A 12,643-nucleotide genomic window follows, 5' to 3' on the forward strand; every position below is an offset into this window, starting at 1 on the left:
TTATGAAACTTAAATCACTCGAAATCAGTGGCTTTAAGTCTTTTGCTGATAAGACAGTTATAGAATTCATGCCTGGTATGACTGGTATCGTTGGGCCAAATGGCTCAGGTAAATCAAATATTATTGAAGCCATACGCTGGGTTATGGGTGAACAAAGTGCTAAAGATTTGCGTGGTACGAAAATGGCAGACATCATTTTTGGTGGCACAAGCAAGCGTGGTGCTTTGAATCGTTCCGAAGTTTCAATGACTTTTGATAATTCAGATCATTATGTGAAATCAGAGTTTAATGAAATTCGGATTACCAGAAGGCTTTATCGATCTGGTGAAAGTGTTTATCAAATTAACGGTGTTGATAGCCGTTTAAGAGATATCCATGAGTTATTTATGGACACTGGCCTTGGTAGGGAAAGTTTTTCGATTATTTCTCAAGGACGCGTAGAAGGCATTTTTAATGCTAAACCGGAAGATCGTCGCGGTATCATTGAAGAAGTTGCTGGTGTTTACAAATATAAACAAAATAAAGAACGTGCGCAAAAAGAATTATCACAAACCAGTGATAATTTAGCACGTGTCGCTGATATTATTTATGAGATAAAGGGTCGTATTCAACCTCTTGCTGAACAATCGGCTCAAGCAACAGATTATCTTGCACAAAAAGAACGTTTTAATACATTAGATAAGACTCGGTTAGCCTTAACACACCGCGAGTTGGAAATTCAGATTAAAACTACGATAACTGAGGTTGAAGTACATGATAAGCGCGTAAACCAGACAAAAGTTGGTCTCGATAAGCTCAATAAATTGTTATCTGAAAAACGACAAGAACGTGTTAGTACACAGCTCAAGCGAGACCAATTACAACAAGATATTCTACAATTAACGCAATCACGTGAACGTTTAATTGGCGCTAAAAATTTAAGTGCGCAGCAAATTGAAACGTTAGAACAAAACTTACGCCAAAATGAAGAACAAGTGACAGACTGGCTATCACGTTTTGGGCGCATTAAAGAAACACTTGGTCAGTTAACTGACGATAAGAAGGTGTTGCAGACAAAAGAAAAAGAATTGCAACAAAAGCTGTCAGTGTATGATAAAACTAATCAAGTCGCCTTACAACAAGCCTTACAACAAAAAATAGAAGATAATCGTCATGCTTATATTCAAACGATGCAAACGATTGCTGCGTTGCATAATACAATTAAAAATGACGAAAAGGCAAAAAATTTATTAATAAGTCAAACGTCAAATTTAACCCAAAAATTGGTAGCAGCGCGACAAGAATTAACAAACAACCAAGCTGAGATACCTGACGTCACTTTAGCGCAAGAACAGAGCGTAAACATAACTGCGCGACAAGCAGAAGTGGACCATGCGCAAAGACAGCTTGATCAAGCTGCACAACAGTACCAAGCGGATGAAAAAAAATGGTATAGTGCCTTAGATGATTTAAATAAGGCACGTAGTCAACGCGATGCACTAACAGCATTGGATGACTATGCTGGGTTTTACCAAGGTGTGCGTGCTTTGATGCAAAAGCAAATCAGGCAAGACTTAACGGGTATTAAAGGTGTTGTTGCAGAATTAATGGCAGTACCAAATCAATACACACAGGCAGTCGAGACAGTATTAGGCGCCGCACTGCAACAAGTTGTGGTGGATACGACAACAACAGCCAAGCAAGCAATTAGTTATTTGACGAAAAAGCGGGCAGGGCGTGTGACAATATTGCCAGTTGATACGATCAAGCCAAGGCATTTAACAGGTATTGAATCATTAAGAAAACTTGATGGTTTTGTGGGCATTGCGGCTGAGTTGGTAGAAATGCCACCAGAAATGAATGATATTAAATTTAATTTATTAGGTAGTACAGTTATTGCTGACAATCTTAATGCTGCGACACAGATTGCTCGCGAAGGACACTATCGTTTTCGAGTTGTCAGTTTAGATGGACAAGTGGTTAATGCTGGTGGTTCAATGACAGGAGGTGCTAATCAAAAATCAGGGAGTACGATACTGAGGCGCCAAACTGATCTTAAAGCGTTAAACGAACGCGTGGGTAATTTAACAGCCTTTGTCAAAAATTTAGAGCATGCGTTGCAAAATCAACGTGAGCAAAATGATGACTTACGGAAAACCCTACAACAATCTCAGGCAGCTTTGTCGACAGCAAAAAACGCCACAGCTCAGATAGATTACGAACTGTCACGTAAACAAGATTCTGTTAGGCAACAAGAACGTGTGGTAAAAGCTTTACAATTTGAAAGTCAAGATATAACACAGCAGTTAGAAGATCTTTGCCAACAGTTAGAAACAAATAATCAAGTCCTTGAAACTGCACAATTAAAGCAACAAGAACAGGAATCTGCTGCAGAACGTTTAAAGCAAGAATTGCAGACTATTTCAATTCGATCACAAACTAGCCAAGATGAACGTTCACAGGTACAGGCTGCGCATGCAACAGTCGAGGCCAAAATTGATAGTTTGCTTGAACAGCTTAAGTTATTGAAGGGGCAACGTGATGATGCCCAAAAGCAGTTGGACGATGCACAAGAGTCTGTGGTACGTTTCAAAACACAATTAGCGACAGCTAAAAATACAACGAATAATGATGCGCAAGTCAATGTTATGACAACTAAATTAGAGACGGTGCAAACACAATTTGAACATGAGACGCAACAAATTAAAGTGTTATCTGAAAATGTCATGACGCTAGAGAATCAATTTGCAGTGCAGCAGGAAGCACTACGCGTTAATGTTAGTTCACAAAGTCAAACAGCTGCACAACTAGCAAGATTAGAAACACAACTGGATAATGTGCAAACACAATTGTTGACACAATATGATATTGTGGATATAACGGATATTGTAGCAAAACATGATCTGTCGGAACGTGAACAAATTGACTCACAACTGCATTTATTAGAAAAAAGTTTAGCCGAAATTGGCTCGGTTAATGTGGATGCTATTGCAGAATATGAGGAGGTTAAGATACGTTTTGACTTTCTTACAAAACAGCGTGATGATTTAAATCAGGCGCGTGATACGTTGTTGCAAACAATTGATGAAATGGATCAAGAAGTGCAAACACGATTTAAGGCAACATTTGATGCTGTTGCAGCACGTTTTTCGGATGTTTTTGCGCAAATGTTTGGTGGCGGGCGAGCAGAAATCTATTTAACAGATCCTAAACATTTATTAACAACGGGAATAGATATTACCGCACAGCCACCAGGCAAAAAGTTCCAACAAATGAGTCTCTTATCAGGTGGAGAAAAGGCATTAACTGCAATTACTTTGTTGTTTGCCATTCTGCATGTGCGGCCTGTACCGTTCGTGGTGTTGGATGAAGCAGAAGCAGCTTTAGACGAAGCGAACGTTGATCGTTTTGCTAAATATCTTTACCATTTTTCTGACGATACACAGTTCATTGTGATTACACATCGCAAAGGAACCATGATAAAAGCAAACTTGTTGTATGGTGTGACGATGCAGGAAGCTGGTGTTTCAAAAATGATTGCGGTTGACTTGGATAAAGTAACAGAAAGTGTGGAGTAATATGGGATTATTTGATATTTTTCGAAAAAAGAAGGCAGAAGTAACCAGTGACGCACCAGAAACAGTGGTTACTCCGGTCACTGATGAAAGTGAGTCAGAAGCAGTGTTGTCTGATGTGAGTTCTGAAATAACAGAATCTACGTCAGACCATTCCGATAAAATAGAAGAAGTTGTTGACAAAATATCTGAGCATGACACACAATTAACAGAAACAGAAACAGAAACAGAAACAGAAACAGAAACAGAAACAGAAACAGAAACAGAAACAGAAACAGAAACAGAAACAGAAACAGAAACAGAAACAGAAACAGAAACAGAAACAGAAACAGAAACAGAAACAGAAACAGAAACAGAAACAGAAACAGAAACAGAAACAGAAACAGAAACAGAAACAGAAACAGAAACAGAAACAGAAACAGAAACAGAAACAGAAACAGAGCAACAGGTTTATGATAAAGGGTTAGAGAAGTCACGTACGGGTTTCGCCGCACGTTTTAATCGCTTTTTAGCAAACTTTCGTTCCGTCGATGAAGATTTTTTTGAGGATTTGGAAGAGACATTGGTTGGCGCTGATGTCGGCTTTGATATGGCAATTAAAATTTCTGATGAACTTCGTGAGGAAGTCAAGTTAGAAAATGCCAAACATAAAGAAGATGTGCGTGATGTCATCATAAAAAAGATGGTTGATATGTATGAAGCCGATGGTGTTGATGAAGATGCAACAATGCATTTTAATAGCAACGGTACGACGGTTATTTTATTAGTTGGTGTTAATGGCGTGGGAAAAACAACAACAATTGGCAAGTTATCCACAAAATATCAACAACAGGGTAAGTCTGTTTTACTTGCCGCTGCGGATACTTTTCGAGCTGGTGCAACTAAGCAATTACAAGAATGGGGCCAACGTGCTGGTGTACCTGTTGTTTCCGGTAAAGAAAAAGCTGATCCGGCTTCCGTTGTATTTGAAGCAGTGACTAAAGCACGTGATGAACAATTTGATGTGTTGTTTGTTGATACAGCCGGTCGCTTACAAAACAATGTTAATCTGATGCAGGAATTAGAAAAGATGAAGCGCATTATTCAGCGTGAAATACCTGGTGCACCACACGAAGTATTACTGGTTCTCGATGCAACAACGGGTCAAAATGCCTTACAGCAAGCAAAACTATTCAAAGATTCATCAGATGTTAGCGGCATTGTATTGACAAAAATGGATGGTACTGCAAAAGGTGGGATTGTTTTTGCTATCAGAAATGAGATGCATTTACCAGTTAAATGGGTTGGATTTGGTGAAAAAGCTAGTGATTTGCGTGAATTCAAGCCTGAAGAATTTATTTATGGCCTATTTAAGGACCTGATTGCATGAAATTTGAAGAAAAAAATCGGATCAATGCTTTATTTGGATTCTATGGTGCATTATTGACGCCAAAACAACAGGCCTATTTGCGTTCCTACTTTGAAGATGATTATTCAATTGTCGAAATTGCTGAGGCAGAAACAGTCAGTCGCCAAGCAGTGTCAGACAACATTCGTCGTGGTATTGATCAGCTTGTAAAGTACGAAAGTATCTTACATTTGCAGTCTGATTTTGAGGCCCGCTCGACAATTGAGGTGGCAGTACAAGAATACATTGCAATGTATTATAATAAAGATGTAAAGTTAAAAGAACTTGTGTCTCAATTATTGGCACACGAAATAGAAGATTAAAATACTATTCTAAAAGGGGAAACGTGTTCGACACCGACAATGTAATACTGGTGATCTGGGCACTTAAATAATATGGCATTTGAAAACTTAACCCAACGTCTCTCTAAGGCAATGAAGAATTTGACTGGTCGTGGTCGTGTCAGTGAAGAAGATTTACGAGCAACAATGCGAGAAATCCGTTTAGCATTACTGGAAGCCGACGTTAATTATGATACAGTTAAAAAATTTGTTGCTAATGTACGAGAAAAGGCAAGCGGTGCAGATATTCTAGAGGGTTTAAACCCAGCACAACAAATTGTTAAGATCGTTAACGATGAATTAACCGCAACAATGGGTGAAGAAGCTGTTCCTCTTAATAAGTCACCAAAAATCCCAACAATTATTATGATGGCTGGTTTACAAGGTGCTGGTAAAACAACGACTGTTGCTAAATTAGCTTACAAACTCAAAAAAGAATCACAAGCGCGACCACTGTTAATTGCTGCCGATGTCTACCGTCCTGCAGCTATTGATCAGTTGGAAATTTTGGGTCGTGATTTAGATATACCGGTATTTCAGCTTGGTACGGAAGTTAATCCGCGCGACATTGTACGTCAAGGTTTGGCACAAGCAGCTGAGAATAAAAATGATTACGTGTTTATTGATACAGCTGGACGTTTACAAATCGATGACGTGTTAATGCAAGAGTTAAAGGATGTTGCAGAGATTGCGAAACCTGATGAAATTCTGTTAACAGTTGATGCCATGACCGGACAAAATGCCGCAGAAACAGCAAAAGGATTTTCTGCATCACTTGATTTAACAGGGGTTGTGTTGACCAAATTGGATGGTGATACGCGTGGTGGTGCTGCGCTTTCAATCCGTGATGTCACTGGAAAGCCAATTAAATTCGTTGGTCAAGGTGAGAAACCTACAGATCTGGACGTTTTTTATCCAGATCGTATGGCGTCACGTATTTTGGGTATGGGAGACGTCTTAACCTTAATTGAAAAAGCGCAACGTGATTTTGACGAGGAAGCACAAGCGAAGCAGCTTGAAAAAATGCGTGAAAACACATTTGATTTCAATGACTTTGTTGCCCAACTCAAGCAGGTTCAGAGCATGGGGCCTATGGAAGATTTGTTAAAAATGATTCCAGGGATGGCGAATAATCCTGCTTTAGCAAATGTTAACATCGATGCCAAGCAATTCGCTCATTTAGAAGCGATTGTTAGTTCTATGACGCCTGCAGAACGTGAAAATCCAGATTTGATTAACCCCTCACGTCGACGTCGTTTAGCAGCTGGTGCTGGACGCCCAATTGTTGAAGTTAATCGCATGATTAAGCAATTTGATCAAATGCGTAAAATGATGAATCAAGCAACTAATGGTAATTTTGGTGGCATTGATAAGATGATGGGTGGCGCTGGTATGGATATGTCATCTATGATGGGTGGTGCTGGAGGCGGTATGCCAACTGGTAATTTTGGTCAAAAAGTCCAAAATTTTGCGCTTAAGCAAGCTGCACGACGTTTACAAAAAGCTAAGAAAAAACGTGGGAAAAAGTAATGCAACGATTAGAACGTGTGTTGCCAACTTTTGTATTTGTGGTCATGCTTGGGTCTAATTTAATTAATGCAAGCCACCTATCAGTGTCAGTTATTTTTATGGCTGTCATCATGGCAGCGATATCAGGGCTGATTATTTTTGGCTTAATTAAACTTTTAACGTGGTGGTTATTACACTAATTTTTGGGAACATAATAGATAGATGATGTAAACGCGAATTGTGATAAGTAGAGGAGAGATATGTCAATTAAACTGATTGCTTCGGATTTGGATGCGACTTTTCTAAAAAAAGATAAGTCCTTCAATGAACCATTATTTCAAGAAGTCCTAGATAAGTTACACGCACAAGGTGGTCAATTTATTGTGGCTACTGGTAATCATGTTCAAAAAGTACGTGAATACTTTAAAAATTTTGAAGGTCAGTATCAATTGATCGCTAACAACGGTGCTGAGGTTGTTTTAGATGGTGAATTAAAACATGTTTGGTCGGTACCATCAGAGGTACCAGCTGTGGTGGATCAATTGGTTGATAAGTACGCTGATCATGTCGAACTTGGCTTGTCTTTTGTTGCAGCTGATAAAGCATTCATGATTGTTAAAAACTTTAATGCAGCACATCTTGACTTTGCAAAAACATATTTTCAAAATTTAACTTTGATTGATTCGGTTTCTGAAATTAATGAACCTATTTTAAAAGTATCATTGGTAGTACCTCAGGTCGAGTATGATTTCATGCGTGATGTGAAAACGTTGTTAGGCAACAAAGTTCATGTGACGACGTCAGGCTATGGGGCAGTGGATATTGTTAATCCCAATGTTAATAAAGCAAATGCCCTTACTTATATAGCAGAAACCTTAGATGTTGAACCAAATGATATTATGGCTTTTGGCGATGGTCTAAATGACATGGAAATGCTTGAATATGTTGGACATCCCGTTGCTATGACAAATTCTGATGAGGCTTTATTTCAACACGATTTTGCACGTAGTGTTGCTGATAATGATAATGATGGTGTTTTACGTACAATTCTTGAAACAATCTAACACGCAATTAGCGTGTTTTTTTATGACCTTAATTTCCGCATGCTTACGGAAATTAAGGTCATGGTAATGTAAGCGCTTTCTTGTTAAGCTATAGATAATATAAGGAGGAACTTAAAATGACGCAAAGTTTACCAAAAGATTTCCTTTGGGGGGGAGCAGTAGCTGCACACCAACTTGAAGGTGGCTGGCAAGAAGGTGGTAAGGGTATCAGTGTTGCAGACGTAATGACTGCTGGTGGGCCGAATAAAGCACGTGGTATTACAGATGGCGTAGTACCGGGCGAGTATTATCCTAATCATGAAGCGATTGATTTTTATCATCATTACAAAGAAGACATTAGCTTATTTAAGGAAATGGGTTTTAAATGTTTTCGAACATCAATTGCGTGGACTCGAATATATCCAACAGGAGAGGAGACGGAACCAAACGAGTCAGGTTTGAAGTTTTATGATGATTTGTTTGATGAATTGATCAAACATGATATTGAGCCCATTGTGACGCTTTCTCACTTTGAACTACCTTATCATCTAGTAACGAAATATGGTGGATTCCGCAATCGTAAGTTGATTGATTTGTTTGTGAAATTTGCGACAACATGCTTACAACGTTATCAAGGTAAAGTAACGTATTGGATGACGTTTAACGAAATTAATAATCAAGCAAATTATGACAATGATTTCTCTGTGTTCACTAATTCTGGATTACATTTTGAGCCAGGTGAAAATCGTGAAGAAGGGATGTATCAAGCAGCTCATAATGAACTAGTGGCCAGCGCACGCGTAGTTAAAATTGGGCACAATATTAATCCAGATTTGAAAATGGGATGTATGATCGCTATGGGGCCAGTTTATCCAGCAACAATGGCCCCAGACGATGTACTAGCAGCTCAAAAAGCAATGGAAAAAAATTATTTCTTTGCGGATGTCCACGTTAATGGCTTTTACCCATCATTTTTAACAAAGTATTGGGCACGTCAAGGATTTGAAATTGATGTGACAGCACAAGACGAGCAAGATTTGCATAATGGTACAGTGGATTATATTGGTTTTAGTTATTATATGTCACATGCAATTCAGAAAAATGAAGGACGCTCATTTGATGAGTTAACGATGCAAAATAGTCTCGTTCGGAATACTTATTTAGAAGCAAGTGATTGGGGATGGCAGATTGACCCTAAGGGGTTGCGTTATGCGTTAAATTGGTTTACCGATAAATATCATCTCCCTTTGTTTATTGTTGAGAACGGCTTTGGTGCCTATGACAAGGTTGAACCTGACGGATCGATACATGATGATTATCGGATTGACTATTTGAGAGAGCATATACGTCAAATGAAATTAGCAGTCACAGAAGATGGTGTTGATTTGATAGGTTATACACCATGGGGCTGCATTGACTTGGTGTCGGCGGGCACTGGTGAAATGGATAAGCGTTACGGTTTCATATATGTGGACAAAAATAACAAAAATGAGGGTTCTTTAGCTAGATCTAAAAAAGATTCATTTGAGTGGTTCAAGACAGTTATTGCGACAAACGGTGAGCAGTTAAATTAGAAAGGAACATATTATGAAAAAAGCATTGATTATTTGTGCAGCAGGTATGTCATCATCTATGATGGCTAAAAAAACAACGGATTATTTCAAAGCACAAAACAAAGCTATTGCCTTAGATGCAATTACAGCCACTGAAGGGGAAGACGCTATCCGTGATGGGCAATTTGATTTGTATTTAATTAGCCCACAAACTACGATGTATCTTGATAATTTTAAAAAAATTGGTGAGGAAGTTGGTAAGCCAGTTGTGTCGATTCCGTTTGATGCCTATATTCCAATCCCCATGGGTATTGAAAAAATGGCTAAATTAGTTGAAACAAATGTTTAAAAAATCGTGTACCTGATAATGAGGTGAGATGATGTTACAAAAAGAGCGGGATTTATTGCTTTATTTACTAGATAATCAAGACCGTTTTGTTACCAGTGATGAGCTGGCTGAAATACTCTCATTGTCATCAAGGACTATTCGAAGTTATGTGAAAAAGTTAAAAGAAAAGCTCATTGTTAATGGCGCTCAGTTTGAATCCAAACCAAGTTTTGGATATCGCCTACACATTGATCATCCTGTAGCGTTTGATTTATTTTTAAATGAAAATTATAAGTTATCTCAGTGGACAAGTAGTACAATCAATAAAACAGATACGATTGATCGCCAAAAATATATATTGAATAAATTAGTTATTGAGAATCAAACATTTCGAATTGATGATTTAGCAGAACGACTTTTTGTCACACGATCAACGCTGTCTAAAGATCTGACGTTAATTCGGAAAATACTGGCACCCTACAGATTAGTCATAGATAGTAAGCCAAACAAGGGAATATTTATAACCGGTTTAGAACGTGATCAGCGACATTTTATTTTAGATTATTTTTTTAATCATATCGATAATACTCTGCAACACTATATGGCAAATAAATCATTTTTTAAAACAATTAGTTTTGATCAGATTACCATTATTGTTTTGGACGAATGTCGTGAAGCAGGTATTGATTTAACTGACTTTACGATACAAAATATCGTGTTGTATATCGCTTTAAGTATTCAGAGAATGGCTGGTGGGTTCAAATTGCAACCGGTTAGTCTTGATGACACTGTTGAAACAAAAAGTGTTCATGCAGCTGCTCAAAATATTATTAATCGTATTGAAAATAGTTCACAACTCAAGTTTCCAGAAAATGAAGTGGCTTACTTAACAATTCAGTTGTTAGCCAAAGGAAAAAATAATAATATACCCAGTGATGCGAAAATTTGGCATGATTTGGATGATGTGTTACAAAAAATTGAATGGGAAACGGGTTATCCTGTGTCTCAGGACTATGAATTACGGAAGAATCTTGTCGCACATCTGAAACCGATGATTGTGAGGCTGGAACAAGGCTTGCAGTTGAAAAATCCATTATTACAAGAAATAAAAATGAATTATGCATCTTATTTTACTGCCGTCAAACATTATATTAGTTTTTCCGAGCAACTCTCGCATTTTGATATTAATGACGACGAAATTGCCTATTTAACGCTACATTTTATGGCAGCGAGTGAAAAATACAAGGATTTCGATAAACCAAAAGCATTAATTATTTGTGCGACAGGTTTTGGGTCAGCACAATTGCTTAATAATCGCATTGAAAAGGCGTTTGGTAAATATATTCATATTGTTGGTATCAAAGGCTATTACGAAATTGACGACAGTGTCCTTCAAGGTGTTGATTTTATTATTAGTGCCATAGATTTATCAACGCAGGTGTTTAAAGTACCAATTGTTCAGGTCAGTATTTTTTTAACCGCGTTGGATGTTCAAAAATTACATCACTTTTTGGACCAACTCGAATTAAATACGGACCTTGATTATAAAAAGGCATCAATAAACGAGACGACAAGTGAGCCGTTAAACTATTTTGATCAATTTACAAATAAAACGCGTTTTAAGATCTGGCAAACACCAACAACGCGTTTAGAAGTTTTAGATCAATTAACGCGTATGATGATGACTCATGAACTGCCAGAATTCAAACAAGAATTTTTAGACCAAATTAATCAACGTGAGCAAATGAGTGCCATTACATTTAGCGAGGTAATTGCTGTCCCGCATCCATTACGACCTATTAGTCAAGTACCAAAAATTGCCATTGGTGTGATACCAAATGGGCTGAAGTGGTCAGACGACTATCCTAATATTAAACTCGTTTTTCTATTGTCACCATCGTATTGGAATAATCAAGGGTTAACTGAAACAACGCAAGCAATCGTACAGTTAACTGAAAATATGGCATTACAAGAACAGTTAATTTCAGTAGCGGACTTTGAAACATTTCGACAAAAATTTATGTCGGTGATGAAAGGGGGTAAAAATTGATGAATTCTGAAGAAATTCAAGTGATAGCTTTTGAAATTATTTTGCACAGCGGTAATTCGCGAACATATATACATGAATCGTTTGATGCAATGCGTCATAAAAATTTTAAACTAGCTGATCAAAAATTAAAACAGTCAAATGATGAACTATTATTAGCACATAAATCACAAACAAAGTTATTACAAACCTATGCAGCGGGTACCAAAATTGATATGGAAATCATTTTAGTACATGCGCAAGATCATCTGATGACAACTATGGCGTTACGTGAGATGGCTGTCGAGATGGAAAACCTTTATAAGGAGGTAAAAGAAATTGAAGACAAGTTTGAAGTCGGAAAGGATGACATTAAAGTCTAAAGAACGCACCTCAGAAACCAGCATTGAAAAAAATCGTCAGGATATGAGTCTTAAGAGTATGCAATTCAATCGTTTCATGTTGATTCGCTATGCAACTGCTTTCTTTTTCTTTGTTAACTTGTATTGGGCTTTAATCATGAGACATACTTGGGTTGTTGCTTTACCACTATTATTAATTGTAATCACATCACTGGCAATCATTGAACAGATCAAATTATTTGGACAACATAGTAACCAATTACGTTTTTCAAAAATTTATTTTAGAAGCCAGATAGTTGCTAATGCTATGTTAATCATTAGTACGATGACGCCACTGTTTTCGTCACTCTTTCAATTTATTAATAATACGTGGCAAAATAGGGTGATTGTTCTATTCTTATTGTTACTTGGTATATTGTTACTATTGGTAGTTAACAAGCGTCTGAACCTAATTTCAGTGGATCAAGATAAATACTATGCACGCTTAATAGCCTACCAGAACTCACTTACAAACAAGGAGATGAAATAGTTATGGAAAAT

At 37.6% G+C, this 12,643-nt stretch carries 11 protein-coding genes; all 11 read left to right on the forward strand.

All coding sequences use genetic code 11. The features are described 5' to 3' along the window. Nucleotides 1-2: 2 nt before the first annotated feature. The gene (gene smc, locus LKI_RS08570; RefSeq protein ID WP_013103748.1) at nt 3-3,557 is read left to right on the forward strand and encodes a chromosome segregation protein SMC; all 3,555 of its coding nucleotides are present in this window, start codon (nt 3-5) and stop codon (nt 3,555-3,557) included. A 1-nt stretch (nt 3,558) separates the two neighbouring features. After that, entirely contained in the window at nt 3,559-4,923 is a 1,365-nt protein-coding gene (gene ftsY / locus LKI_RS08575; RefSeq protein WP_013103749.1) for a signal recognition particle-docking protein FtsY, read from the forward strand. Further along, entirely contained in the window at nt 4,920-5,264 is a 345-nt protein-coding gene (gene ylxM / locus LKI_RS08580) for a YlxM family DNA-binding protein (RefSeq protein ID WP_013103750.1), read from the forward strand. The genes ftsY and ylxM overlap by 4 nt, the downstream gene beginning before the upstream one ends. A 72-nt stretch (nt 5,265-5,336) precedes the next feature. Continuing rightward, complete coding sequence (ffh, locus tag LKI_RS08585; RefSeq protein ID WP_013103751.1) at nt 5,337-6,812, forward strand: signal recognition particle protein; 1,476 nt, start codon at nt 5,337-5,339, stop codon at nt 6,810-6,812. After that, nucleotides 6,812-6,991 carry a hypothetical protein gene (locus tag LKI_RS08590; protein ID WP_013103752.1) on the forward strand — a complete coding sequence of 60 codons (180 nt, stop codon included), beginning with the start codon at nt 6,812-6,814 and terminating at the stop codon, nt 6,989-6,991. Before ffh ends, LKI_RS08590 begins: the two co-directional genes overlap by 1 nt. 60 nt (nt 6,992-7,051) lie before the next feature. Further along, complete coding sequence (locus LKI_RS08595; RefSeq protein ID WP_013103753.1) at nt 7,052-7,855, forward strand: Cof-type HAD-IIB family hydrolase; 804 nt, start codon at nt 7,052-7,054, stop codon at nt 7,853-7,855. A 116-nt stretch (nt 7,856-7,971) separates the two neighbouring features. After that, on the forward strand, nt 7,972-9,408 hold the full coding sequence (locus LKI_RS08600) for a 6-phospho-beta-glucosidase (protein ID WP_013103754.1): 1,437 nt from the start codon (nt 7,972-7,974) through the stop codon (nt 9,406-9,408). 13 nt (nt 9,409-9,421) lie between these two features. Beyond that, nucleotides 9,422-9,736, forward strand: a complete 315-nt coding sequence (locus LKI_RS08605; RefSeq protein ID WP_013103755.1) for a PTS cellobiose transporter subunit IIB — start codon at nt 9,422-9,424, stop codon at nt 9,734-9,736. A 28-nt stretch (nt 9,737-9,764) separates the two neighbouring features. Beyond that, nucleotides 9,765-11,765, forward strand: a complete 2,001-nt coding sequence (locus LKI_RS08610; protein WP_242651964.1) for a BglG family transcription antiterminator — start codon at nt 9,765-9,767, stop codon at nt 11,763-11,765. Then, nucleotides 11,765-12,124, forward strand: a complete 360-nt coding sequence (locus tag LKI_RS08615; protein ID WP_013103757.1) for a PTS cellobiose transporter subunit IIA — start codon at nt 11,765-11,767, stop codon at nt 12,122-12,124. The genes LKI_RS08610 and LKI_RS08615 overlap by 1 nt, the downstream gene beginning before the upstream one ends. Next, nucleotides 12,081-12,632, forward strand: coding sequence for a sugar transporter (locus LKI_RS08620; RefSeq protein ID WP_242651965.1), 552 nt, complete (start codon nt 12,081-12,083; stop codon nt 12,630-12,632). The genes LKI_RS08615 and LKI_RS08620 overlap by 44 nt, the downstream gene beginning before the upstream one ends. Nucleotides 12,633-12,643 lie beyond the last annotated feature (11 nt).

The sequence above is a fragment of the Leuconostoc kimchii IMSNU 11154 genome, assembly GCF_000092505.1.
In the GTDB taxonomy this organism is placed as follows: domain Bacteria; phylum Bacillota; class Bacilli; order Lactobacillales; family Lactobacillaceae; genus Leuconostoc; species Leuconostoc kimchii.

Bases quoted from the DNA above. Each gene is read 5' to 3' on its own strand.
- smc (WP_013103748.1), top strand. From the start codon at position 3: ATGAAACTTAAATCACTCGAAATCAGTGGCTTTAAGTCTTTTGCTGAT.
- ftsY (WP_013103749.1), top strand. From the start codon at position 3,559: ATGGGATTATTTGATATTTTTCGAAAAAAGAAGGCAGAAGTAACCAGT.
- ylxM (WP_013103750.1), top strand. From the start codon at position 4,920: ATGAAATTTGAAGAAAAAAATCGGATCAATGCTTTATTTGGATTCTAT.
- ffh (WP_013103751.1), top strand. From the start codon at position 5,337: ATGGCATTTGAAAACTTAACCCAACGTCTCTCTAAGGCAATGAAGAAT.
- LKI_RS08590 (WP_013103752.1), top strand. From the start codon at position 6,812: ATGCAACGATTAGAACGTGTGTTGCCAACTTTTGTATTTGTGGTCATG.
- LKI_RS08595 (WP_013103753.1), top strand. From the start codon at position 7,052: ATGTCAATTAAACTGATTGCTTCGGATTTGGATGCGACTTTTCTAAAA.
- LKI_RS08600 (WP_013103754.1), top strand. From the start codon at position 7,972: ATGACGCAAAGTTTACCAAAAGATTTCCTTTGGGGGGGAGCAGTAGCT.
- LKI_RS08605 (WP_013103755.1), top strand. From the start codon at position 9,422: ATGAAAAAAGCATTGATTATTTGTGCAGCAGGTATGTCATCATCTATG.
- LKI_RS08610 (WP_242651964.1), top strand. From the start codon at position 9,765: ATGATGTTACAAAAAGAGCGGGATTTATTGCTTTATTTACTAGATAAT.
- LKI_RS08615 (WP_013103757.1), top strand. From the start codon at position 11,765: ATGAATTCTGAAGAAATTCAAGTGATAGCTTTTGAAATTATTTTGCAC.